The sequence below is a fragment of the Paraburkholderia tropica genome (assembly GCF_914484835.1).
GTDB lineage: Bacteria > Pseudomonadota > Gammaproteobacteria > Burkholderiales > Burkholderiaceae > Paraburkholderia > Paraburkholderia tropica_A.
Window position 1 is genome coordinate 13,989 of sequence record NZ_CAJZAR010000044.1, and the last position, 25,202, is coordinate 39,190.

Consider the following 25,202-nt stretch of genomic DNA (forward strand, 5'->3'; position numbering starts at 1 on the left):
CATAGCAAGTTGACCCGCCCAAATCCCGGCAGTGGTCGGGTCGCCTGGATCGTGAGCTAGCGCCTGGCAAACCTGCTGGATTTCCGGATCCACAGGCCATGGCAAATGAAAGGGAAGACGCGGCTGGCCTCCGGACAAGTTTCGTTTGCGCGCCACCAGTTGTGGTGAGACGCAAACGAAATCTGGTTTGGTGCAAACAAACCCAGCTCATGGCGGAAATCGTAGTGCAGTCGGCTCGCCCAGTGCTTCTGGATAACGAAGCGCAAACCGCTCAAATAACCTAAATACAGCAGCCGAGCCACTCACGACTCCTGGGCCGCCCGCAGCACCACAGCGTCAAGCCTGAAACTGAACGTCGCGCCACGCTGATCCCGTTCGATCAACTCGATAGCACTGCCATGCAGCAGCAGCATCCGTTGCACGATCAACAATCCCAGACCGCCCTGGCGACGCACATCACCGGAACTGAACGCACGCCTGAACAGATTCGCGCGAAGCTCAGGCGCGATGCCCGGCCCGGTATCGCTGACCACCACCGTCACCTTGCCATTTTCGCCGGCAAGCTCGACGCTGACCTCGCCGCCCTCGGGCGTATGGCGGATCGCGTTGTCGAGCAGATTGGTCAGCACGCGTTCGATCATCGCCAGGTCGGCGCAAACGGCAGGCAGACGCGGCGGAATCACGGCTCGCAAGCGGATCTGGCGGGCCTGCGCCGCAAGCTCGAACTTCTGGAATACGTCCTGCACGACGTCCGCGAGGGGAAACGTCTCCAGCGTGAGCTGGACGTTCTCATGCTCGAGGCGTGCCAGTTCGAACAGCGATTGAGCCAGCCGCCCCACCTTCGCGCTCTGGGTCAGCGCAATCGCCAGATAGCGGCGGCGCTCGGCGCCCTCGAGCGTGTCGTCCTTCAAGGACAGCGTTTCGAGGTAGCCATGCAGCGACGTGAGTGGCGTGCGCAAGTCGTGTGAGATCGTCGCGAAGAGTTCGCGTCGCTCCTGGTCCTGACGTTTGAGTTCGCGCCACTGCACGCCGATGCGCTCGACCATCTGCGCAAACATGCGTTCCAGAATGGCGATCTCGTCGCGCGTTTCCGTGCGCGCCGCCGGGCGACTGAGCACGAGCGGCACAGGCTCGGAGCCTGCCTGGATCGACGCGTCGATTCGGCTCACGGTATCGGTCAAACGCCGCAAAGGGCGCGTGATCAGGCCAAACGCGATCAGACCAGCAATCAGGCCAAGCGACGCAACCACGGCCATCAAGCCAAGCGTCGTGCGCAGCACCGTGCTTTGCGCGAGCCGTGTCGCCAGCGCATCGCGCGCCTCGCCGATCAGCACGACATAGATGTACCCCGCCGGACGCCCGCCAGCGCCTTGAACAACGGCGGCGCTGAACACTTTTCTGGCATCCACGCTGCGCGGATCATCGCCGAGAATCGGCAACGCATCGTTGGCCAGAAAGCGCTGCACCGGTTGCAGGTCGACGCGCGTGCGCCGTATGTGCCCCGGCGGCGCGTCGTCGCCCGTGATGCGGCCGCTGGTGTCGAGCAGGTACACCTCGACGCTCGGATTCACTGCCATCAGTTGTCCGAACAATGTGCGTAACGCGGCAGGCTTGGGGCCATCCGCGCCCATGAGCGCCGAGTTATGAGCGATGTGGGACGCGAGGTCGTGCGACAGAACCTGGATGACCTCCTGATCGTGCAGATCCGAAGCGCGTATCTGCAACCACGCCGACGCCCCGCAGCACGCGAGCAGCAACACCGAAAATACGATGGATATCCGCTGCGTCAATGACAGTTTCACGACGCCTCTCCTTGTCCGCTGTCGCGGGACGCCGATGGCGCGAGCGGGTCGAACTTGTAGCCGCGCCCCCAGACGGTCAGGATGCGTACCGGTTGCGCGGGATCGGCTTCGATCTTGGTGCGCAGGCGGTTGATGTGCGTGTTGACGGTGTGCTCGTAGCCTTCGTGCTGATAACCCCAGACGGCGTTGAGCAATTCCATGCGCGAGAACACCTTGCCCGGGTGGCGCGCGAAGTGATAGAGCAGGTCGAATTCACGCGGCGTCAGCTCGATGCGCTTGCCGTCGACCTGCGCCTCGCGCGTGACGGGATCGATCGAAAAGCCGCCCAGCATCAGCGTGCCGCCTTCGAGCCGCAAATCCTTCGCCATCGCCTCGACCCGACGCAGCAACGCCTTCACGCGCGCGACGAGTTCCAGCACCGAAAAGGGTTTCGCGAGGTAATCGTCGGCGCCAAGTTCGAGTCCCAGAATGCGGTGCACCTCGCTCGAACGCGCGCTCGTAATGATGATCGGCGTGTAGCGCGTCATCGCCCGCGCGCGCCGGCAGATCTCCAGCCCGTCCACTCCCGGCAGCATCAGGTCGAGAATCAAGGCGTCCCAGCCGCCCTGCTCCAGCAGACGCAGCCCTTCGGCGCCGTCGGCACTGTGCACGACCTCGTAATGTTCGTCGCGCAGATGCAGCATGAGCACGTTGGCGATATCCGCGTCGTCCTCGACGATGAGTACGCGTTTGGTCTGATCCATGGGGTCTTCAGTGATCGGCGCTGCGCGCCGCGATGAAAGGTCCGGATTGAAAAGCCCATTGTGCAGAAAATTCCGCTCCGGAGTTATCACATTTAATTTTACTTTTCGTGAGGACTTCGGGATCGGCCGCTACCTATGCTTCGTGTAACGGTTGCGCGCTGTCCTGATCCGCGGGCGGCGGCGCATCGCACACGGAGAACATGATGAACACACGTAGACGCCTGTTGCTATCCGGCGGCGGCGCGCTCGCCGTCATGGCCGCGCTCGGTCAATGGCGCGCGAAGGCGGCCCAGCCCGCCAGCGGCGCGATGGCCATGAGTGCGGCGTCCGGCGCTGCCGGGCATTTCGCCGTCGTGCATACCGATGCCGAATGGCGCAAGCGCCTCACGCCCGCCCAGTACGAGGTGCTGCGCAATGCGGGGACGGAGCGCGCCTTCACCAGTCCGCTCAACAACGAACACCGCAACGGCACGTTCGCGTGCGCGGGTTGCGCGGCGCACCTGTTCGCCTCGAACACGAAATTCGACAGCGGCACGGGTTGGCCGAGCTTTTATGCGCCGCTGCCGCACGCGGTGATCGAGCGCGAGGATCTCTCGTTCGGCATGGCCCGCACCGAAGTGCTTTGCAGTCGTTGTGGCGGCCATCTCGGCCACGTCTTCGACGACGGTCCGAAGCCGACCGGCCTGCGCTACTGCATGAACGGCGTCGCCATGACCTTCACGCCTCACGCGGCCTGAGCGCCTCGATCGATCCGTTATCGCTGCTTCGGACATCACCATGTTACTCATCGTCCTCGCTTATCTCGGCGGTGTGCTCACCATCCTGAGCCCCTGCATCCTGCCCGTGCTGCCATTCGTGTTCGCGCGCGCCGATCAACCCTTCGTGCGTTCCGGCCTGCCGCTGCTCGGCGGCATGGCCGCGACCTTCGCGGCGGTCGCCACGCTCGCCGCCGTCGGCGGCGGTTGGGTGGCTCAGGCCAACGAATATGGCCGCTGGCTCGCCATCGTGCTGCTCGCCGTGTTCGGCCTCACGCTGCTGGTCCCTCGTCTGGCCGAGCGCATCATGCAGCCGCTCGTGAACGTCGGCAACCGGCTGTCCGAGACCACGCAGCACGAGCGCGCGCCCGGTGTCGGCGCCTCGTTTCTGCTCGGCATCGCGACGGGGCTGCTGTGGGCGCCGTGCGCGGGTCCGATTCTCGGCCTGATCCTGACCGGCGCGGCGCTGCAAGGCGCAAGCATCGGCACGACCCTGCTGTTGCTGGCCTATGCGGCGGGCGCCGCGACTTCGCTGGCCGTCGCGCTGCTGCTGGGCGGCCGGGTCTTCGCGGCCATGAAGCGTTCGCTCGGCGCGGGCGAATGGATCCGCCGCGGCATCGGCGTGGCGATGCTCGCCGGTGTCGCCGCTGTTGCGCTCGGGCTGGACACGGGCGTCCTCACGCGCATTTCGACGCTCGCGACAGGCGGTCTGGAGCAGCATCTCGTCGATAGCTTCGCCCCGTCGAAGCACGCCGCGATGGCGATGACCGGCTCCGTCAATTCATCGAAATCGTCGAATGCGTTGAATGCGCGGAACGACAGCGCGGATACCGGAAACACGATGGCGGCAGGCGCGATGTCGGCCAACGGCGGCGCGATGATGCGCGCCTCCGACGCCATGCGGCCTGCGACGACACTGCCGGTGCTCGGCCAGTTGCCGCCGCTGGACGGCGCCGTGCAATGGCTGAATTCGCCACCGCTGACCGCTCAGGCACTGCGCGGCAAGGTCGTGATCGTCGATTTCTGGACCTATTCGTGCATCAACTGCCTGCGCTCGCTCCCGTACGTGAAGGCGTGGGCCAGCAAGTATCGCAACGAGGGACTCGTCGTGATCGGCGTGCATGCGCCTGAATTCGCCTTCGAACGCAACATCGACAACGTGCGCAAGGCCGTTCACGACCTCGGCGTCGATTATCCGGTGGCGATCGACAATAACTACGCGATCTGGCGCGCGTTCGACAACCAGTACTGGCCCGCCCATTATTTCGCCGATGCCAAAGGACAGATTCGCTACCAGCATTTCGGCGAGGGCGAATATGACCAATCCGAGCGCGTCATTCAGCAACTGCTCGTGGAAGCGGGCCACCCGGAGGCGGCAAACGTTCCGCTCGGACTCGGCGGCACAGCGGAGCGCGGCGTCCAGATGCAGGCCGACAACGCGGATATGCGTTCGCCCGAAACCTATATCGGCTTCGAGCGCGCCGAAGGCTTCGCGTCGCCGGGCGGCTTCGCCCAGGACCGCGCCCGCGACTATCGCGCGCCGTCGAATCCCGACCTCAACCACTGGGGACTGGCAGGCGAATGGAGCGTGGGCGCCGAGCACGCCACGCTGGCAAAACCGGGCGGCGAAATCGTCTACCGCTTCCACGCACGAGACCTGCATCTGGTTTTAGGCCCCGGGCCCGACGGCCAACCCGTGCACTTTCGCGTGACGGTGGACGGCAAGGCACCGGAGCACGCACACGGCAGCGACGTGGCGCCGGACGGCGCTGGCGTAGTCACGGCACAGCGTCTCTATCAACTCGTCCGCCAGCCCGGCGACGTCGCGGATCACACCTTCGCGATCCAGTTTCTCGATCCGGGCGTCCAGGCTTTTGCCTTTACCTTCGGCTAACCCACTTAGGCCGGGCGAGCTTCGCCCGGCAAGGATGAACATCGTGAATCCGCTTTTCATGAAATCCAGCAAGCTCGCCCGTTACGGCGCTGTGGCGATCGCGGTGGTCGCGGTCGCGCTCTGGCAGCGCAGCGCCCACTCCGACGAACGCGCGGTCTCGATTCCGGCACCGCTTCAGGACGAGCCTGCGAATGGCGTTCATTCGGAAACCGCCGTCGTGTCGGGAGGCTGCTTCTGGGGCGTCCAGGGCGTGTTCCAGCATGTGCGCGGCGTCACGCAGGTCGCGTCCGGTTACACGGGCGGCGCGGCCGATACGGCCCAATACGAGCGCGTGAGCGACGGCGATACCGGCCACGCAGAATCGGTGCGGATTACGTTCGACCCCACCGTGATCAGCTACGGCAAGATTCTGCAGGTGTTCTTTTCTGTCGCGCACGACCCGACCGAACTCGACTATCAGGGTCCCGACCACGGCACCCAGTACCGCTCGGCGATCTTCCCGATGAACCCGCAACAACGCAATGTGGCAAAAGCCTATATTGCGCAACTACAGGGCGCGCATGTTTTTTCGAGTCCGATTGTGACGCGCATCGAGACTTTCAAGGGCTTTTATAACGCCGAGGATTACCACCAGAACTTTCTCGCCCTTCATCCCGATTACCCCTATATCGCGATTAACGACATGCCGAAGGTCAATGCACTGAAGAATCTGTTCCCCGCGCTTTATCGACCCCAGCCTGTTCTGTTTCAGACTGTGGCGCGTACCGGGTCATAGCCGCGCAGGAAAGCGGAGCGATTTCGAATTGGCAAGCGGCGATTAACTAATACTTTTTAATGTATAGTCGCTAATGCGGTGAGAGAACGCAACTCGTTCTCTCCATCGCGTCAAGCTAACGATCACTCTCGACTACTAACCTATGACCCTGACGTAGCATGCAGGAGTTCCCTTTAGTTGCCGAATCCGCCGGGCACGGCGGGCCGCACAACCAGGCTCCGGACTTCGCCCACAATGACCTTTTCCTGTCGGCGCCTATTCCGATCATGGTAGAGGACTGGTCTCGCGTCTATCTGGCAATCCAGGCTATTCGCGACCAGGGTGTCACGAATCTCGACGATTATTTTGATGCCCACCCCAAAGCGATCGACGAGTTGCGGGGACTCCATTCGTTTGTCGAGGCGAACCATGCCGTGCTGGAACTGTTCGAGGCCAGTTCAAAAGAGATCTTTTTCGACTCCGCCCGGAAGCTGCTGCCCGCCAATCGCGACAGCAACATTGTCGTGTACCGGGCCATGCTCGACGGCAGTTCGGCATGCCAGGGCGAACGCACGCTGGTGACGTTCAAGGGCAAGGAAGTGCCGATCGTCTGGCGCTGCTCGCTGCCGCGCGACGCAGAAGGATATCGGCGGCTCTGCTTTTATGCTTTCGATGTGACGGAGCAAAAAGAAAACAACGATCGATTGCAGGCAATGCGCGCGGAGATGGCGCGTGCTGCACGCGTGTCGCTATTCGGCGAACTGTCGGCATCGATACTGCATGAGATCACTCAACCGCTATCCGCCGCCAGTACATCCGCGGATGCCGCCGCCCGTTGGCTGACTCGCGACATCCCCGACGTTGAAGAAGCCTTCTCGTCAATTCAGAATGCGGCGCGCTGGGCGCGCGATGCCACCGATATATGTCGGAAGATGCGCGGGTTTCTCGGCAAGGTTCCTGTGCAATCCATTTGCGCGCCCGCCAGCCAGGCTATCGATGCTGCGCTCTTTCTCGTTTCGCCGGAAGCCAATGCCAAAGAAATTTCCGTTACGCGGCAAATCGCCGGAGACGCCACCATTTTCGCCGACCCCGTTCAGATCCAGCAGGTGCTCGCCAATCTTCTGCTGAATGGCATTCACGCAATCGATTCGAGCCGGTCGACCATTCGGACCTTGTCTTTATCGGTCCGGCGCATTGACCACGGTGAAACGCTATTCGAAGTCTGCGACACGGGATCGGGCATGAGCAACGAAACACTGGAATCGTTGTTTCAACCGTTCTTCACGACCAAAGTCGACGGCATGGGCATGGGCCTGGCAGTGGCCCGCTCGATCATCGACGCACACGGCGGACGTATCTGGGTCGAAAGCTCCACGGCCGCTGGCACGTCCTTCCGCTTCACGGTCCCCACGACGGCCTACGACGGCACCCATCGATAAACACTGAGATGACGAAAGCAGACCGTTCCCCGCTCGATGCGCCACAGGCGACCGACACAGCGAACGAACCAAGGCCTCACGCGCCCATGCAATCTCCCGCGACGCTCTTCGCAACGGATACCGGAAACGGCGTCAACGTCATGTTCATTCATGGCTGGACGTGCGACTCCAACGACTGGATGTGGCAATTGCCGCACTTCGAAACCCGGTATCGCGTGATCGCTGTCGATCTGCGCGGACATGGCCGATCGGAGGTTACGCCGCAAGGCACTTATGCGCCCTCGCACTACGTCTCGGATATCGAGGCGTTCATGACGACGCGCTACCCCGGCCAACGATTCGTGCTGGTCGGGCATTCGATGGGGGCGCAGATCGCTGCCCGGCTTGCCGCAAAACGCCCAGACCTCGTCGGCGCGGTTGTATCGGTGGACGGTTCACTTGGCGTGTCGGACGCTGCTGCCGATTTCCTGGCGAAGACCACGCAGGATCTGGAAACGGGCGATCCCGGTGAGGTGGCGCCGGCCCTGTTCACGCTGCTCTACGATCGCGACACGGACCCGGCACTCAAGTGTTGGCATTCGAGGCGCGTTCGAGGCATGCCCTTGCCTGTCGTTCGCGAGTCGTTTGGACCGCTCTATTTCGGCGACGATCAGATCGGCATGGGAGAGGCAAGCGCGGCCTTCTGCCGAAGCCTCGATATTCCCTTTTATCACTTGAGCCGCGACGCCGGGCAAGTCGAACTCATGCGCGCCTGGTTCTCGCATCCCAAGTCCAAAGTCGAGGCGTGGTCCAATACCGGACATTGGATCATGCAGGACCGCAAGGACGATGTTAATCGCGCCGTCACCGCCTGGCTTGACGACGTCACATCAGACTGGCACTAAGCTGCCAGAACCGCAACGATCAGACTGTTGCCGGAGGCGCACCCCATTCGATCGGTGCGCCAACCGGACGACATTTAACGCGCGCATTTAAACGCGTGTTGTCGGGAACGACGAACGTCGCACGACGTTATTCCGCAGGTTTGGTCGGATTCCACAGCTTGATCTTCGAATGCTTCTCGTAGCCCTTTCCATTGGGATAGCTAACGAGTTCCAGTTCCGATCCCCACGGCGAGCGGAAGTGCACCCACGTTTCGCCTTCCGTGTCGCCCGACGACATCGTGACCGGATCGCCCAGCACGGTGATTCCCCGCGACTTCAGATAGGCGACAGCGCCATTGATATCGTCGGTATAGAACGCGATATGGGACGCGCCGATATCCTCCGATTTCGGCATCTCGTTGCTGCCTTTTGAGTTCCGATACTGAAACAGTTCGATATTGGAACCGGTGCCGCAGCGGATCATGGCGATATCGACGCTATCGGCGCGCGGCACGAAGCCACCCGACATATGGGTCAAATCGAACGGCCCGATGTGCGTGACCGGTACACAGCCGAACGTGTCGGAAAAGAACGCCTCGGCTTGCGCGAGATTCGGCACGCTGACACCCACATGATCGACACCGACCGCTTTCACCCCGGCGGCATGCGCCCCCACCCCGCCTAGCAGAGCGAGCGCAGCCAGCACATTGGGTACGAACTTCTTCATGATGCTGTTTCCTTCTTTCATTGGCGATTGAGAAAGACGCGCGCGCTCGTGAGCTTGCCGTCTTCGATGGTGAAAATGTCTTCGCCACGCACCCGATTCGGGTTGTCGCGCGGACCGTAACCCCACGTCACCCGGCCCACGCCGTGATTCCACGCGATGGGGTCGGGCGTAAAGACAAAGCCCTCGTGGCTGCCTCGCAGCTGTTCGATCAAGCGGCCGACCGCTTCATAGCCGGTCGCCACACCGGATTCGTCGGCGACGAAAAAGTTTTGCGAATACGCCTGCGGAAACTTCGCGGCGCGGCTGGCGGGATTGGGGTCGTTCCAGATCTCGAAGTGCAGGTCAATCAGATGCTGCGCGGCGCGGGCATCTTGATGGTCGGTATCCATACGCGTCGTTTCCTCTGAGTGTGCGACGCAGGGTGCCACGTAAAACGCAGCGCCCGGCGCCGTAAGAGCCGTTATTAAAACGACTCGGCGAATCAGGTTTTCCATCGCTCGATGAGTTCTCTTCGTTTTAACCGGGAGCGAGATTACCGATGCAGCGCCACGCAGTCCTTGTTGGCGGATTAATTGTTCTTAAGGGTCGACGGGATCGATTGGCGTAGCGGCCTGAACACGAGGCTACCTGGCGATGCGGACCCACTCAAAAAGCCCAAATCGTGAGACGCGTAAGTTCCGCGTCCTTCAACGACGCTTAAACGCTCTTAAGCAATGAGTGAGGCGATTCCCTGAAGCAACGTCTACTTATACTTTTGTATAACGCCAGAGATGCAATGAAAGAGGCGATTTAACGAGGCCCCCGTCGAAAAGTGCAAGGATTGACGGCCAAATTTGCAACGCCTCGCCCGCGAAACGCGCGCCGACCGTCAGCGCAGCGGCGCATCCTGAGTGCGCTTAACACTTAAGGACTATGGACCCGTTACCGTCGACGAAATAGCATCGACAGGGTTAATCGACCGTTGCCATTTTTTTTAGCTCCCGGCAACTGTCGAACCGCGACACAACCGAAATCTCAACGACTTAACCGCTAGTGAGCCGAACATGTACACGTTCGACCGGGTAAGCGTCTGTCTTGAAAGCCGCGAGGTGTACCTCGGCGGCCAGCGGCATTCGCTCAGCACGCGCGCGTTCGATATTCTTGAACTGTTAATCAACGCGCGAGGGCGTCTCGTCACCAAGGACGAAATCATGCGCGTCGTCTGGCCGCGGACTTTCGTCGTTGACAATAATATTCACGTCCATGTCTGCGAATTGCGCAAGCTGTTCGGTGGCAAGCAAGGTTGGATTCGCACCGATTCCGGACGTGGATATCGCCTGACGCCACCTGAACCGCGCGAGCGCGAGCACCAGCCACGCGCCGCTTCGCCCGCGCTCGCGGCACCCCGTGCGCTGGTCGGCCGCGAACGCGAGCTTGCAGAACTGCTCGCGCTAGTCGACAGCGAGGCGCTGTTGACGCTGGTCGGTGCGCCAGGCATCGGTAAAAGCCGTCTCGCGCGCGAACTGGTGCGTGAGCGTGCGAGTACCGGGGATAGGCGAACCGTCTTCGTCGAACTGGCCGACGCCGCGCCCGGGACGTCGGTCGTGAGCGCGCTCGCCACGGCGCTTGGGCTGCCGTTGCCGCACGATCGGTCGGCGATCGTCGCGGCTGTCGCGCAGCGCCCTGCGCTCATCGTGTTCGATGGTTGCGATGCGTTCATCGATGAAGTCGCGTCCCTTTGTCGGACGCTGTCGACGTTCGGCTCGCGGGTTCACCTCGTCGCGACCAGCCGCGAGCCGCTGCATCTCTCCGCCGAACGGACGTGGCGGGTGCCGCCGCTCGGCACGCCCGCCGCCGCCGGAAGTGATGCCGAAGTGGCCGCCGCACCGGCCGTACGCCTCTTCATGCAGCGTCTGGGAGAGACGATGGGAGACGGAGCGCTGCAAACGGGCGAACACGGCCAGAACGTGCTCAATGTCGTCGCGTCGCTATGCCGGCGCGTCGGCGGCAACCCGCTCGCACTCGAAGTGGCGGCTGCCCGCGCCGCGACGCTGGGCGTATTAGGCGTGCTTGAACTATCCGACGAACAATGGCTGGTTCTCGGCAATGCCATGCGCGAAGCGCCCGCCCGCCATCGTTCGCTGGCAGCGGCTTACGCGTGGAGCTGCACGCGACTCGCGCCGCACGAACGAAGCGCGCTCTCCCGACTCGCGTCGCTGCCCGACAGCTTTACGATCGAGACGGCCTGCGCCATCGCTGGACACGGCGCGCTCGATAACGAAGCGATGCTGGACGCGTTGGCGTCGCTCGTTTCGAAGTCGCTCGTCGAAGTGGAAACGACGCCGCACCGCGACGGGCGGCGCTATCGCCTGCCGCATGCATTGCGCGCGTTTATGCACAGCTTGATCGCGGCCGCGGTTTCGCAGCCAGGCGACGCAAAACAGGCAGAAAACGCAGCCATCGTGGTCGATACCGCGCCGCGTCTACACGATGAAACTGCGATCGATTCGTTGCGCACGCCGGCTTCTGCCTCGCCATCGATTTCCGAGCACACTCCAATCGCCTACGCGGAAGTCGCCGTCCCCGTTGCCTCGCTACGCATGGGGAAGTCGCCAGCACAGAGCGCATCGCCTCCACGCCGTGACCGCCCAGGCGCGCGCGAGCCAGCGAATCACCTGCGTCTGCCAACCTGCGACGGACGTGCGAAAATCGCGGCGAGCTGCCGTGTGCCGAGCGTGTTCTGTCTCGGGCAAGGCAAGCGACGTACACAACGAGAACGCTCCTGATCCCATGGCAATCACCACGGCGTGGACAGGCACGGGCGATCACGCCACACCGTCCGCTTACCCTGGGGAGAGCAACGTGGAATTGCACGTGAGTTCGGCGCGAGAGTACGCACCGGCGCAAACTCAACCGCCAACACCCCCGGACACTTGCGCGCCAGCCACCGAGAACGACGCCTCCAGCGCCGAATGGCGCATCTGTCGCCGCCTGGCGTGGCAGACCCTGCCGGTCCTCGTGTTCACGTACCTCGCCGCGTACATCGATCGTGTCAATGTCAGTTTCGCGGCACTGCAACTGAATGGCGAACTCGGTTTTTCCGATGCGGTGTTCGGTTTCGGCGCGGGCGCCTTTTCGCTCGGCTACGTCGTGTTCGAAGTGCCCAGCAACATGATTCTTCAGTACGTCGGCGCGCGCCGCTGGCTCACACGCATCATCGTCTCCTGGGGTATCGTCATCGCGCTCACGGCGCTGATCGCCACGCCGAAGCAGTTCTACGTGATGCGCTATCTGCTGGGTATCGCCGAAGCGGGACTCGTGCCGGGCATCGTCTACTACATCTCGCAGGCGTTCCCGAGCTATCACCGCGCGCGCGTGCTGTCGATCTTCTATGTCGCGCTGCCGCTCGCGGGCGTGATCGGCTCCCCGTTGGCCGGTTTTATCATGCAGCACCTCGACGGCGTGATGCACGTTTCCGGCTGGAAGTGGATGCTGATCGTCGAGTCGGTGCCGGCCTTTCTCGCCGCGCTGTTCTGCTGGCTGCGCCTGGACGACGATGTCACGCTCAGCCAGCGCAACGCGCCCGCAGAACGCGCTCAGCTCGCGAGCGCACTCAGACACCATCCGGCCGCCCCCTCGTTCCCGCCCGATGCGATCTACACGAACGGTCTCGTGTGGGCATTCTGCGCGATCTATTTCGTCGTTGTGTTTGCCATCTACGGCTACACCTTGTGGGCACCGACCATCATCCAGTCGCTCGGCGTGAGCGGCGATTTCAAGGTGGGCCTGGTCGCGGCGCTGCCTAACGTCGTGGCCATCGGCGTCATGATCGCGGTCGGACGCAGCGTGGATCGGCACCGCGAGCGGCGCATCCACCTGGCCGTTCTGATGTTGATCACCGCGCTCGGCTTGACGATGTCGGCGCTGTTGCACCAGCACCTGTACCTGTCCGTATTGGGGCTCTGCATCGCCAACGCGTGCCTGCTGTCGATGCCGCCGGTGTTCTGGAGCATGCCGACCGCGGTGCTCAGCCCCGCTGCGGCGGCGACCGGCATCGCGTGGATCAGCGCAATCGGCAACCTCGGCGGTTTCTTCGGACCGTACATGGTCGGCCATTTGAAGCAGAGTTCCGGCGGTCTGCTTTTGCCCGTCGTGATGATGAGCGGCTGCTTGCTGCTCGGCGTGCTGCTGACACTGCTCTTGCCGAAGCGGCTGGTCAATCCGTGAAGGCGATGCGTCCGTTCGCAGTCAGCGCGTCATTGGCACGCTAACCCCGAGCGCTTGCGCCTTCAGCACGAGATCGGCCAGCGAGTTCGCGTTCATCTTGACCATCGCATGCTTGCGATGAATCTTGACGGTGATTTCGCTGACGTCCATCTTCGCGGCGATCTGCTTGTTCATCAGCCCGCCGGTCACGAACGCCATCACTTCGCGCTCGCGCGGCGTCAACGTCGCGTAGCAGTTGCGCAATGCAGCCACCTCGCCGTCCGCGGCGCGGCGCTCCCGGTCTTTCAGCAACGCATTCGAGACGGCATCGAGCAGGTCCTGATCGCGAAACGGCTTGGCGAGGAAATCGGAAGCGCCGTTCTTCATCGCCTTCACGGACATTGCGATATCGCCGTACGCGGTGATAAAGATAATCGGCAAGCCCGACGCACCGGCAACGATCTGATCCTGCACCGCGAGCCCGCTTTGGCCCTTGAGACGCACGTCGAGAATCAGGCAACTGGGCACATCGGGCTTGTCGAGCGCCAGGAACTCCTGTGCCGACGCGAAGGCCTGCACGTTGAGATCAACCGAGCGCAACAGCGTGGTAATGGCCGCGCGCATCGAGTCGTGATCGTCGACTACATAAACGAGCGACTGCGCGAGCGGTTGTACGGGTGATTGCGCGAGTGACTGCGCAGCGGTGTATTCATCATTCATCGGTTGTATCCCCAGTCATTGCGAGCACCGGATTCTGTGTCGGTTGTTGCGTCGCGTTCTGCGCGAGCGGTAATGTGAACTGCATCCGCGCACCCCTTCTTTTGTTATTTTCGGCCCAGACGCGTCCGCCGTGCGCTTCGACGATCGAACGGCAGATCGACAGGCCCATGCCCATCCCGTCCTTGCGCGTCGTAAAGAACGGCGTAAAGAGCAGTTTTGCGTTGGCCTCGCTGATGCCGTGGCCGGAGTCGTCAATCTGCACTCGCGCCGCGCCTTCGTCGCGCGCCGTGATGATATTCAGCTTCGCGCCATCGGAAATATTGGCCATCGCCTGCACGCCGTTCATCAGCAGATTGATCACCACTTGCTGAAGCTGTACGCGATCGCCGCAGACGACGAGCGGCGCCTGGGCGAGCGACACCGACATCTCGACACCGTGACTGCTCACTTCCCGGCGCACGAGTTCGACCGATTCCTCAATGATCCCATTGACGTCGACGTCCGTGATATCCGCGTCGCGCTTCCTGGCCATCGTGCGAATCCGGCGAATGACTTCGGTTGCGCGCTTCGCGTCGCTGGTGCTTTGTTCGATCGACGCACGCACCTCGGCAAGTTCCGGGGGATTGCGATTGAGCCATCGCAGCCCGGCTTCGCCAGTCGTGACGATCGCAGCAAGCGGCTGCGTGACCTCGTGAGCGATCGACGCCGCCAGTTCGCCGAGCATCGATACCCGCGTTGTGTGTGCAAGCTCGTTGCGCGAACGGTCTAGCGCCTGTTCGGCTTTCCGTAATGCGTCGATGTCGGTATTGACGCCGTACCACGCCTTGGCGCGCCCGTCGGCCCCACGCAACGGCGCCGACGCGATGACGGTCCATCGATAACTTCCGTCCCTGTGCCGGATGCGTGCGGTGCGCTCGAAATGGCGGCCGCTGTCGATGGCCTCGCGCCACGCTGCCTGCACTTCTGCAAGGTCGTCGGGATGCAGAATGTCGTGCCACACGTCGCCTTCGCAACGGGTGTCGATGCCGTACTCGCTCCAGCGCTGGTTCACGTAAGTCGGCCGGCCGTCATCGAACGAACTCCATACCATGGCCGGGATCGCATCCAGCGTGGCGAGCAGTTCTTCCTTCTGCTCGCGCAATTCCTCTTTCTGCTCGCGCAGTTCGACTTCCATGCGCCGGGTTTCGGTGATGTCGTCGTCGGTCGAGAGAATGCCAACGGGACGGCCCCAGCGGTCGCGCGACAGCATCACGCGGCTCGCCACCCGAACGGTAGCACCATCCTTGCGCACGCGCTTGAGCTCGCCATGCCAGTGGCCGCTCTCGATGGTTTGCTGGTGGATTTCGTTATAGGCGACCGCGCCTTGCGTCGCGGTGAGTTCGTGCAGGCGCCGGCCGATCGCTTCCGCGGCATGCCATCCGTAGAGGCGCTCGGCGCCGTGACTCCAGAATGTGATGCGATCGTCGAGTCCGTAGACGACGACGGCATCGTGCGTGAGGTTGAGCAAATCGACGTGGTGGCGCAGCGTGGCGTGAACGCCCTGATTGCGCACCGCGAGAATCGACACGGCGATCAACGCACTCAGGCTCACCCCGCAGCGCGCGATCGAACTAGGCGCGACCGGATCGTTCTGCGAAATCAAGAATCCGAGCATGGTCACGGCGACGCACAGCCACGCCACGGCGACGGTGACGCTAGTCGAGGCAACGGACGACACCAGCAACACGACCACCGCATACAGCACCGCCACCGCAATATTCAGCGGCGCGAAGGCGTCGACCATGAATACGCCGAGCCCCACCATCAACGCGAGCGCATAGACGATGCGGACGTTGCCCAGCGGTCCGCCGCCCGCTCCGGCTTCGAGCCATCGATTGCTGTCTTGGGTTTGCGGTGGTGTCATGCGGATCAGCAGGAGAATGGGACGAGCCCGTGACTCTCAGGCGCCGTCGGGCCGGTTCTGTTGACGCCCTTCCGTGCCTGCGGCACGAATGGCGTCCAGACGCTCGCCGATCTGCGCAGCATCGACAGGCTTGCTGAACACGCACAGCGCGCCGACTTCACGCGCCTGCCGCAGCAGCAAATCGGACGCAAACGCCGTGATGAAAATGATCGGCGGCGGCGCACCGCGTTCGAGCAGACGGCGAACCATCTCGATGCCCGACAGGCCCGGCATCTGGACGTCGGAGATGATGCACGCGACGTCCGCAAGCGTTTCGGCATGCAACAATTCTTCCGCCGACGCATGGGTGCGGACGTCCCAGCCGAGCGAGCGAACGAGGCTGCGCGTGGCCTCCCGGACGGACGCGTCGTCCTCGACGATCAAAACGACATGATGAGCAGACACGCTGGGGTGGTCCTTGGTCTTTTCTGGTTGAAGACGGCGGAACGGCAGACGCCCCGAGTCGGCAAGTCAGGACGTATGGTACTTTAGGTGCCCCAAGTCGGAAACCAGCTAAAAGTATGATTTCCTCGTGACCCTTCGAGGCGCACGCCCAGCCCCTGTTTCGAGATTCTTCACCCATTGATCGGGTGCCGCGCGCATCACGCAACGCGATCCACGAATTGGCCGGGTTGTGGTTGCCCACGCACCTGTCTCCGGCTTATACCGTCTTCCTGCACGGATTATTGGCCACGCGAACCGGCGGTCGATTCGGCGCAATCTGCCGAACGCCGCCAGCCCGCGTTGTTCGCCAGACGCGTTCAGACCTGCGCGATACCGCCGTCGGCGAATACTTCGGCGCCGTTGACGAAGCTCGAATCATCCGACGCGAGGAAGGTCACGACCTTCGCCACTTCCGATGCCTCGCCCAGACGGCCCATCGGCACCTGCGATGCCATATAGGCGAGCAGACCTTCCTGCGCTTCCTTGCTGGTCCCGCCGAGTTCGGCGAGCCCACCCGTGCGGATCGGGCCAGGCGCAACGACGTTCACGCGAATACCGCGATCCTTCAGGTCATAAACCCAGCTTCGCGCAAGCGCGCGCACCGCGGCTTTCGACGCGCTGTAAATGCTGAACGCGGGCGTCCCCTTCGAACCGGCGGTGGAGCCGGTCAAAACGATCGACGCGCCCCTCGGCATCAGCGGCAGCGCTTTTTGCACCGTGAACACGAGCGCTCGCACATTGCGGTTGAACGTGTCGTCGAAATGCTGTTCGGAGATATCGCCCAGCGGCGCCATCGTGCCGCCGCCCGCGTTGGCATACAACACGTCGAGCTTGCCCGTTTCGCTGCGAATTTTTGCGTAGAGCGCGTCGAGATCCGACAACAGCGTCACGTCGCCTCGCACGCCGCGTGCGTTGGGGCCGATGTCCGCAACCGCCTTGTCGAGTTCGGCCTGACGACGACCCGTGATGTAGACCACTGCACCGGCATTGGCCAGATCCTTCGCTGCCGCGAGCCCGATGCCCGTCGTACCGCCGGTGACCAATGCGACTTTACCGTTCAGCTTGCTGCTCATGTTGCCTCCTCGAGTGAATGTCGGTGTTGGCAACGATAGAGATCCGCGGACCGAAAGTCCTGATCGGCCATTAAGCTTTCTTAAAGTCGCTGCGGCGTGAATCAGCGAGGCAGCGGATCCGAATCGGCCGTGCCCCGCGTTTTTTACACGACTCGCTTAGATCTGCTGCTGACCGCCATCGACGAACAGTTCGATGCCGTTCACGAAGCTCGCGTCGTCCGAAGCGAGGAACAGCGCCGCGCTGGCGATTTCGTTCGGCTCGCCCAGACGGCCCATCGGAATCTGCGCGGCCAGGTAGTCGGCGAGACCCTGACGCTGCGCGGCGTCGTCACCGGCCAGGTCGAGCAGGCCGGGCGTGCGGGTTGCGCCGGGGCTGATCGTGTTCACGCGGATCTGGCGGTCCTTGAGATCGAGAATCCAGTTGCGGGCGAACGAGCGCACCGCGGCCTTCGACGCCGAGTACACGCTGAACGCGGCCGTGCCCGCGCTGCCCGCCGTCGAACCCGTGAGGATCACCGATGCGCCTTTCGCCAGCAGCGGCAGCGCCTTTTGCACCGTGAACAGCACGCCCTTCACGTTGCGGTTGAAGGTGTCGTCGAAATGTTCTTCGGTGATGTTGCCGAATGGCAGCATCGAGCCGCCGCCTGCGTTGGCGAACAGCACGTCGAGATGACCGTGTTCCTCCTTGATCTGCGCATAGAGCGCGTCGAGTTCGTTCAGCTTGGTCGAATCGACGCGCGCGCCGGTCGCCTTGCCGCCTGCATCGCGGATGCTCTTGACGGCGGCATCGAGTTCAGTCTGACGGCGGCCCGTGAGGTAGACGTGGGCGCCTTCGGCGGCGAAGCGCTGGGCGGTGGCGAGGCCGATGCCGCTGGTTGCGCCGGTGACGAGTGCGATCTTGTTGTCGAGTTTGCGTGCCATGGTGAAGCTCCTTTCTTTAAGTCGGTGGACGTTTGGGTTGGGTGTTGCGTGCTGCGATGTGAGAAGAATATCGACCCACCAGACTTTTCGAAATAGAACCGATTGCAAACCATCATTGCAAAAATGCAAACTCAGCCCGCGTTTCCGTGCGTGGTTTAAGAACTTTTAATACGGCGACAAGGACAGCGCGCATGGGGTTTCGGTAACGTCCTCGCCAGGGTTTGGGACGCACTGTCAGCCCTTCACATACACACGGCAAACGGAGAAAAACGTGAATATCGAAACTGCGATGGACGGGGCCAAGGTTTCCCGACGCAAGATGCTGACCGCGACGGTCGGCGTGGCTGGCGCGGTTGCCGCTGCAGCCAGCGCGCCGGTTAGCGCGGCAGCCGCCTCGGCCGGCGGCAAGGGTGCGTCGAACGAGCACGGCGCCAACGGACACGGCCACGACGAAAGCTTCGTGCGCGCCAAAGACGGCACGCTGATCTATTACAAGGATTGGGGTCCGAAGGACGCGCAACCGATCATGTTCCATCACGGCTGGCCGCTTTCGTCGGACGACTGGGATACGCAGATGCTGTTTTTCCTGTCGAAGGGCTACCGCGTGGTCGCTCACGATCGTCGCGGTCACGGTCGCTCGGCCCAGGTGTCCAACGGTCACGACATGGATCACTACGCATCGGACGCTTTCGCCGTGGTCGAAGCGCTCGATCTGCGCAATGTGGTGCACATCGGTCACTCGACCGGTGGCGGTGAAGTCGCGCGTTATGTCGCGAAGTTCGGTCAGCCGTCGGGTCGCGTCGCGAAGGCCGTGCTCGTCAGCGCGGTGCCGCCGTTGATGGTGAAGACCGAGAGCAATCCGGAAGGTCTGCCGATCGACGTGTTCGACGGCTTCCGCAAGGCGCTGGCCGAAAACCGCGCGCAGTTCTTCCTCGATGTGCCGACCGGCCCGTTCTATGGCTTCAACCGCGCGGGCGCGAAGGTCTATCCGGGCGTGATCCAGAACTGGTGGCGTCAGGGCATGATGGGCGGTGCAAAGGCCCACTACGAAGGCATCAAGGCGTTCTCCGAAACCGACCAGACGGGCGACCTGAAGGCGATCACGGTGCCGACGCTCGTGCTGCACGGCGAAGACGACCAGATCGTGCCGATCGCCGACGCGGCGCTGAAATCCATCAAGCTGCTGAAGAACGGCACGCTGAAGACGTACCCCGGCTTTCCGCACGGCATGCTGACGGTGAATGCCGACACGATCAACGCCGATCTGCTGGCGTTCGTGCAGAAGTAAATCGGCATGAAGCTGCGGCGAGCCTCATCATCATGAGGCGGCCCGCCGCGCCTCGTGCCACGATCTCAAGCCACGAAAAAAGCGCCCGCTGTTCTCGCGAACAGCGGGCGTTTTTCTGTGCGGCGAACGCGGACTATGCCAGTGCCTTCAAAGCGTGATGCCGCGAACGGGCTGTTCGCGGCGTGAGAGTCATACGGTCGTGAGGCGCAGACGCGCGGATCAGTTCAGGCGGTGGACAGGGCGTGCGCCATGCTGTCCACCGATGTGCGTCTGCGCCGGCTGTGCGCGATGCTTAGACAGCGGCGTCAGCCAGATCGAAACGGTCCAGGTTCATCACCTTGGTCCAGGCCGCGACGAAGTCCTTGACGAACTTCTCGCGGGCGTCGGCGCTCGCGTAGACTTCCGCGAGCGCGCGCAGCACGGCGTTCGAACCGAAAACCAGATCGGCGCGCGTGGCGTTGTACTTCACCTCCCCGCTCTTGCGGTCGCGCCCTTCGAAGCGTTCCGACGACGTATCGGTCGCTTTCCAGGCCGTCCCCATGTCGAGCAGGTTGACGAAGAAGTCGTTGCTCAGCACGCCCGGCTTGTCGGTCAGCACGCCGTTGTTACGGCCGTCGGCATTCGCACCGAGCACGCGCAGGCCGCCGATCAGCACGGTCAGTTCCGGCGCGGTCAGCGTGAGTTGCTGCGCCTTGTCGATCAGCAGCGTTTCGGTCGACGGGCCATCCTGCACGCGGCGATAGTTGCGGAAACCATCGGCGTGCGGTTCGAGCACGTTGACCGATTCCACATCGGTCTGATCCTGACGCGCATCCACACGGCCCGCGACGAACGGCACGCTCACCTTCACGCCGGCCGCTTCGGCCGCCTGCTCGACGCCGACCACGCCGGCCAGCACGATCACATCGGCGAGCGAGGCCTTGCCCGACGCTTGCTGGATCGCCTGCAGCTTCGGCAGCACGGCGACCGCGGCCTTGTTCACGTCCCAGTCCTTTTGCGGCGCGAGTGCGATGCGCGCGCCGTTGGCGCCGCCGCGCTTGTCGCCGCCACGGAACGTCGATGCCGACGCCCACGCGACCGACACGAGTTCGCTCACCGACAGACCCGATTCCGCGATCTTCGTCTTCAGATCGGCGATATCGGCCGCGCTCGGGTGATGCACCGGCGCGGGCAGCGGGTCTTGCCAGAGCAGATCCTGCGCGGGCACTTCGGGGCCGAGATAACGCGCCTTCGGGCCCATGTCGCGGTGCGTGAGCTTGTACCAGGCGCGCGCGAACGCTTCGCTGAACGCCTGCGGATCGTTGAGGAAGCGGCGCGAAATCTTCTCGAACTCGGGATCGAAACGCAGCGTCAGGTCGGTGACCAGCATGGTCGGCTTGCGCTTCTTCGACGGATCGAACGGATCGGGAATGATCTCCGGCGCGTCCTTCGCTTCGAACTGGATCGCGCCAGCGGGGCTGCGCGTTTGCACCCATTCGTACTTGAACAGGTTTTCGAAGAAGTGGTTGCTCCACTGCGTGGGCGTCTGCGTCCAGATCACTTCGAGACCCGACGAAATCGCGTCGGCACCCGAACCCGAGCCGTAGGCGCTGTGCCAGCCCAGACCTTGCGCTTCGAGCGCAGCGGCCTCAGGAACCTCGCCGACGTTCTCCGCCGAGCCTGCGCCGTGCGTCTTGCCGAGCGTGTGGCCGCCAGCGATCAGCGCGACGATTTCCTCATCGTCCATCGCCATGTTGCCGAACGTTGCGCGAATCGCGGGCGCCGCCGATGCCGGGTCGCCGCTGGCGTTCGGGCCTTCGGGGTTCACGTAGATCAGGCCCATTTCGGTCGCCGAAAGCGGGTTCTTCGCGAGCGTTTCCGGATCGCGGTGCGTGAGCCACGCCTTCTCGTTGCCCCAGTTAACGTCCATGTCCGGTTCCCACACGTCTTCGCGGCCCGCTCCGAAACCGAAGGTGCGGAAACCCGCATTCTCCAGCGCGACGTTGCCGGCGAGCACGATCAGGTCGGCCCACGAAATCTTCTGACCGTACTTCTGCTTGACCGGCCAGAGCAGACGGCGCGCCTTGTCGAGGCTGACATTGTCCGGCCAGGAATTGAGCGGCGCGAAGCGCTGCTGGCCGCGGCCCGCACCGCCACGGCCGTCGACCATGCGGTAGGTGCCGGCGCTATGCCACGCCATGCGGATGAAGAAACCGGCGTAACTGCCCCAGTCAGCGGGCCACCATTCCTGCGAGTCGGTCAGCACGTTGCGCAGGTCGGCCTTGAGCGCGCTGTAATCGAGCTTCCTGAACTCAGCGCGGTAGTCGAACTGCTCGCCGAGCGGATTCGAGCGGCTCGAATGCTGATTCAGCAGATCGACGCGCAACTGGTTCGGCCACCAGTCGCGGCTCGCCGTACCGCCGCCGGCGGTCGGCGTGGCGGCAGCATGGAACGGGCACTTGGATTCTTCGGGCGTGGGGGTATCGATGGGTGTGCTCATGGTCACTCTGGTTGCGTGGGGAAAACAGCTCAATATAGCCGTTCGTCGCCGTACGAGTCGCTAAGAGGGCCGACTCGCATTGGCAATCGAAAAAATGGGGGCGTCGGGTAACCCGGCACGCAAATCGGAGTATTTTTTCGGCGCTTTTTTTCGCCGCTTTTGTCGCGGCGTGACACCACTCGCTGAGCACCAGGCAGCCCGTTCGACGCCGGCTCAGATCGAGCAATACGGCGAGACGTTGCGTCTCAGGAGACTTTGTCTCGCGGATCGTCGATGATCTGCCGCGCGACTTCGTAACGAACGCCCTGGCGGTCCAGGATGCGTACGTTGTTCACCACGGTGGCCAATGCAGTCAGGAAAGTGTCCGCGCTCTCGTGACGCTCGTAGGCTGCCTGGTCGGCCCACCCTTCCACGAGATGGAACAGGTTGGGATCGGTCAAGTCCGCAGCAAACGCGTAGTAAATGCACCCTTGCATCTGCCGCGCGGCCGTCATTTCAGGAATGACCGCATCGACGAAAATCTGGCGATCTTCGGGGTGAACGCGATAGTAGGCCGTGACGACAATGGCGGTCGGCAAATTCTTGTCGTGATCCGCGGCGGATTGGCCATGATCGGGAAATTGCGCGCTGTAAGCGCTGGCGTTTGCGATCGTGTTCATTGCTTCCTCGGTTTGTTCAGTTGCCGCGGTACGCGACCGCGAAATGGCGTGCTTCCTCGACGAAACGCGATAGTTTTAAATTCACGCTTCGTTAAACCCGGTAACTTCCAGTTGATGTCCAGATTAACGGACGAGCGAACCTTGATTCTTTGAATTCTGCTTAATCTTTCTGAAATTGATTCCAGTCATTACGTATCGGGTAACGAGCAACGCGGTGCTTATGACGACTGCGTGCCATGCAAACCCTCGGGCAATGAATCCGCTTCCTGCCTGAGATACGGCGATTTTCTCGCCTGGCCAACGGGGGAATCCTCTCGTCGGTCAGGCAGCGGCATTAGTTCGCGCCATACGCATTAATTGCCGAAATAGACGTTACAGAAGCTGGCCGGTCCGACACATTCCCGCGGGCCAGGCTTCTTCGGTGCGACTCGCGTACCAGCGGCCGAAGTCCCCATCGGCGCGCCGCCCACGGCATCGTTCGCCTTGGCGTTCTGCTGCTGATCTTGTGCTGCAAGCTTTGCTTCGGCAGCCTGAATCTCGGCGGGATAGTTGGCGTCATTGCCACCCGCCGGACTGTAGCCAGCCTGCTCGACACGAACCAGATCGGCGCGAACGTCTGCGCGGGTGAGGCCTTGTGCCGAACTGACCGTTGCGTAGCCAGCTGCGGCGGCGACAAGCAAGGAAAGAGCAATCGAACGACCGGTTTTCATTTTCAACTCCAGATTAAATAAAAGTGCTTGAATTACGGGCTTTTTAGCTTTCGCCATCGACTTCGAATAAATCGACTTGACTCAGCCCTCGCTACGACGACGAGAAGAATTCAAACAGGCGTGCATTCATTCTGTTTCTCCTCTTTCGGACATCCGGCGAAGTGTTGCGGAGCCGATGGAAAGGAGAATAGCGATCGGGTTTAATTTGCGAAATAGAATCGTTTGAAACCTATCGTTGCACAAATGCAATGACATAGACCGAATGAGCTGGCGCGTCGCTTGGGATTCAGTTCGGCTTACGCGAGTGCCATATCAACAAGGCATCGCGCAGATCGCAAATAGGTATTTTTCGTATGGCTTTGCGTTCCCTAGACTCGGGGTCATCCAGTCACATCAACGATGGGTGAACGACATGAGCAAGGGAAGTCACGCGCCGACCGCACCGCGCCGGACCGACCGCCGGGTTCCGGCGGCACTCGAGAAGATTCGCCAGTTCACGCCGAACTGGTTCGCCGTCACCATGGGAACAGGGGTTGTCTATCTCGTCCTGAATGCCCTGCCCGGTGCGTCGCCCGCGAAAACGGCGCTCGCCGAATGGCTCTGGCGCATCGACATCGGCCTGTATGCGCTGTTCTTCGCCCTGTTTGCAAGCCGGTTTGTTTTGTTTAGCGAAACGATCAAGCCATTGCTTCGTCATCCGCTGCAATCCCTGTTTCTGGGCGCGCTGCCGATGGGTCTCGCGCCGATCATCAACGGCATCGTCGTGTTCGCCGGTCCCCGTTATGGCCACGGCGCGTATTCCGCCGCGCTCAGCTTGTGGGGCTTCGATGCGGTACTCTCGCTCGTCGTCGCGATCGGCGTGCCGTATCTGATCTTTACGGCCCAGGATCACAGCATGGAGAAACTGACTGCGGCGCTCCTGCTGCCGGTCGTCGCGCCTGAAGTCGCCGCTGCGAGCGCCGCCTTGCTTGCCCCGCATCTCGACGCGCCGACCGCGCAGTGCGTGGTGGGCGCCGGTTACGTGCTGTGGGCGATTTCGGTGCCGCTCGCGTTCTCGATCCTCACGATCGTGCTGCTGCGTCTCATCGTCCACAAGCTGCCGCATCGCGAACTCGGTGTCACCAGCTGGCTCACGCTCGGCCCCATTGGAACGGGCGCGCTCGGCCTGCTCACACTCGGCGATGCCGCCGTCAAAGCATTCGCGGGTACCGCGCTGCAACCGGTTGCCGCCGTGGCACAGAGTTTCGGCGTGCTGGGCGCGCTGCTGCTTTGGGGCGCCGGACTCTGGTGGCTCGCCTGCGCCGTGCTCTTCATGTGGCGTTATCGCCGCGAGGGCCTGCCGTTCAATCTCGGCTGGTGGGGCTTCACGTTTCCGATCGGCGTGTACACGCTCGCCACGTTCAACCTTGCCCGCGTAACCGGCTTTCACGGCTTCACGGACGTTGGTCTGGTGCTCGCCGTCGCGCTCGACGTGCTCTGGCTCATCGTGCTGGGCCGCACGATTCGCGGCCTCATCTTCGAGCGGCTCGTTCACGCGCCTTGCCTTGCCACCAGCCGTTCGTCGGCGACTTGACCTTGCCCACGTGCACGAGATTCTCGGCATAGCGGGAAGCTAAGGTGTGTCGCTCTTGGGCGACTGCGAGCTTGCTGGATTTTGGGCGGACTGCGGTCCGCCTTTTCGCGTTCTGAAATTGCGCATCGTTCGTGCCGCACGAATTTTGAATCGCGATCGTAAAGTTGCCGCGAAGGAATAAACGCTCACGACGCGTGTTCGCCTTTACACCATGCATATAGCTCGCCAGCG

The 25,202-nt window shown here is 62.6% G+C and carries 21 protein-coding genes; 9 read left to right on the forward strand and 12 right to left on the reverse strand.

From position 1 onward, the window contains the following. Positions 1-302: 302 nt before the first annotated feature. Positions 303-1,802, reverse strand: a complete 1,500-nt coding sequence (locus LDO54_RS13515) for a sensor histidine kinase (protein ID WP_224011039.1) — start codon at positions 1,800-1,802, stop codon at positions 303-305. Continuing rightward, a complete protein-coding gene (locus tag LDO54_RS13520) occupies positions 1,799-2,545 on the reverse strand; it encodes a response regulator transcription factor (protein ID WP_224011041.1) in 747 nt (248 codons plus the stop codon). Before LDO54_RS13520 ends, LDO54_RS13515 begins: the two co-directional genes overlap by 4 nt. A 203-nt stretch (positions 2,546-2,748) precedes the next feature. On the opposite strand from LDO54_RS13520, the gene msrB reads away from it, so the two are divergent. The 5 genes from msrB to LDO54_RS13545 all read left to right on the forward strand — a co-directional run bounded on the left by msrB (position 2,749) and on the right by LDO54_RS13545 (position 8,271). Continuing rightward, on the forward strand, positions 2,749-3,282 hold the full coding sequence (msrB, locus tag LDO54_RS13525; protein WP_224011043.1) for a peptide-methionine (R)-S-oxide reductase MsrB: 534 nt from the start codon (positions 2,749-2,751) through the stop codon (positions 3,280-3,282). A gap of 40 nt (positions 3,283-3,322) precedes the next feature. Further along, positions 3,323-5,194 carry a cytochrome c biogenesis protein DipZ gene (locus tag LDO54_RS13530; protein ID WP_224011045.1) on the forward strand — a complete coding sequence of 624 codons (1,872 nt, stop codon included), beginning with the start codon at positions 3,323-3,325 and terminating at the stop codon, positions 5,192-5,194. Between the two features lie 34 nt (positions 5,195-5,228). Continuing rightward, complete coding sequence (gene msrA / locus LDO54_RS13535) at positions 5,229-5,969, forward strand: peptide-methionine (S)-S-oxide reductase MsrA (protein ID WP_436975570.1); 741 nt, start codon at positions 5,229-5,231, stop codon at positions 5,967-5,969. Between the two features lie 158 nt (positions 5,970-6,127). Next, positions 6,128-7,387, forward strand: a complete 1,260-nt coding sequence (locus LDO54_RS13540; RefSeq protein ID WP_224011047.1) for a PAS domain-containing sensor histidine kinase — start codon at positions 6,128-6,130, stop codon at positions 7,385-7,387. A gap of 8 nt (positions 7,388-7,395) precedes the next feature. Beyond that, the gene (locus LDO54_RS13545; RefSeq protein WP_224011049.1) at positions 7,396-8,271 is read left to right on the forward strand and encodes an alpha/beta fold hydrolase; all 876 of its coding nucleotides are present in this window, start codon (positions 7,396-7,398) and stop codon (positions 8,269-8,271) included. A gap of 127 nt (positions 8,272-8,398) precedes the next feature. Here the strand turns inward: LDO54_RS13545 and LDO54_RS13550 are convergent, their stop codons facing one another. Together LDO54_RS13550 and LDO54_RS13555 are read right to left on the reverse strand one after the other, a co-directional pair. After that, positions 8,399-8,977: a VOC family protein gene (locus LDO54_RS13550; protein ID WP_224011051.1), complete on the reverse strand. Its 579-nt coding sequence runs from the start codon at positions 8,975-8,977 to the stop codon at positions 8,399-8,401. Between the two features lie 17 nt (positions 8,978-8,994). After that, positions 8,995-9,471 carry a nuclear transport factor 2 family protein gene (locus tag LDO54_RS13555; protein WP_224011053.1) on the reverse strand — a complete coding sequence of 159 codons (477 nt, stop codon included), beginning with the start codon at positions 9,469-9,471 and terminating at the stop codon, positions 8,995-8,997. A gap of 549 nt (positions 9,472-10,020) precedes the next feature. Between LDO54_RS13555 and LDO54_RS13560 the strand changes: the two genes are divergently transcribed. Together LDO54_RS13560 and LDO54_RS13565 are read left to right on the forward strand one after the other, a co-directional pair. Then, positions 10,021-11,742: a winged helix-turn-helix domain-containing protein gene (locus tag LDO54_RS13560; protein WP_224011055.1), complete on the forward strand. Its 1,722-nt coding sequence runs from the start codon at positions 10,021-10,023 to the stop codon at positions 11,740-11,742. A 4-nt stretch (positions 11,743-11,746) separates the two neighbouring features. Beyond that, the gene (locus LDO54_RS13565; protein WP_224011057.1) at positions 11,747-13,183 is read left to right on the forward strand and encodes an MFS transporter; all 1,437 of its coding nucleotides are present in this window, start codon (positions 11,747-11,749) and stop codon (positions 13,181-13,183) included. Positions 13,184-13,204: 21 nt separating this feature from the next. Here the strand turns inward: LDO54_RS13565 and LDO54_RS13570 are convergent, their stop codons facing one another. The 5 genes from LDO54_RS13570 to LDO54_RS13595 form a co-directional block, all read right to left on the reverse strand. Next, complete coding sequence (locus LDO54_RS13570; protein ID WP_224011059.1) at positions 13,205-13,882, reverse strand: response regulator transcription factor; 678 nt, start codon at positions 13,880-13,882, stop codon at positions 13,205-13,207. Next, entirely contained in the window at positions 13,875-15,785 is a 1,911-nt protein-coding gene (locus LDO54_RS13575) for a PAS domain-containing sensor histidine kinase (protein ID WP_436975571.1), read from the reverse strand. Before LDO54_RS13575 ends, LDO54_RS13570 begins: the two co-directional genes overlap by 8 nt. Before the next feature lie 36 nt (positions 15,786-15,821). After that, on the reverse strand, positions 15,822-16,229 hold the full coding sequence (locus LDO54_RS13585; protein ID WP_224011065.1) for a response regulator: 408 nt from the start codon (positions 16,227-16,229) through the stop codon (positions 15,822-15,824). Positions 16,230-16,585: 356 nt separating this feature from the next. Continuing rightward, positions 16,586-17,341 (reverse strand): SDR family NAD(P)-dependent oxidoreductase, encoded by a 756-nt coding sequence (locus tag LDO54_RS13590; protein ID WP_224011067.1) that lies wholly within the window; start codon positions 17,339-17,341, stop codon positions 16,586-16,588. Positions 17,342-17,497: 156 nt separating this feature from the next. Beyond that, complete coding sequence (locus tag LDO54_RS13595; RefSeq protein WP_224011069.1) at positions 17,498-18,262, reverse strand: SDR family NAD(P)-dependent oxidoreductase; 765 nt, start codon at positions 18,260-18,262, stop codon at positions 17,498-17,500. A 319-nt stretch (positions 18,263-18,581) separates the two neighbouring features. Here LDO54_RS13595 and LDO54_RS13600 point away from each other — a divergent pair, with 319 nt between their 5' ends. After that, a complete protein-coding gene (locus tag LDO54_RS13600; RefSeq protein ID WP_436975578.1) occupies positions 18,582-19,550 on the forward strand; it encodes an alpha/beta fold hydrolase in 969 nt (322 codons plus the stop codon). Between the two features lie 292 nt (positions 19,551-19,842). On the opposite strand, the gene katG is transcribed toward LDO54_RS13600, so the two are convergent. From katG to LDO54_RS13615, 3 genes are all read right to left on the reverse strand, one after another. Further along, positions 19,843-22,029: a catalase/peroxidase HPI gene (gene katG / locus LDO54_RS13605; protein WP_224011071.1), complete on the reverse strand. Its 2,187-nt coding sequence runs from the start codon at positions 22,027-22,029 to the stop codon at positions 19,843-19,845. Between the two features lie 245 nt (positions 22,030-22,274). Then, a complete protein-coding gene (locus LDO54_RS13610) occupies positions 22,275-22,688 on the reverse strand; it encodes a putative quinol monooxygenase (protein ID WP_224011073.1) in 414 nt (137 codons plus the stop codon). Between the two features lie 353 nt (positions 22,689-23,041). Continuing rightward, positions 23,042-23,455 carry a DUF4148 domain-containing protein gene (locus tag LDO54_RS13615; protein WP_224011075.1) on the reverse strand — a complete coding sequence of 138 codons (414 nt, stop codon included), beginning with the start codon at positions 23,453-23,455 and terminating at the stop codon, positions 23,042-23,044. A gap of 355 nt (positions 23,456-23,810) precedes the next feature. On the opposite strand from LDO54_RS13615, the gene LDO54_RS13620 reads away from it, so the two are divergent. After that, positions 23,811-24,971, forward strand: coding sequence for a TDT family transporter (locus tag LDO54_RS13620; RefSeq protein ID WP_436975579.1), 1,161 nt, complete (start codon positions 23,811-23,813; stop codon positions 24,969-24,971). The last annotated feature ends 231 nt before the right edge of the window (positions 24,972-25,202 follow it).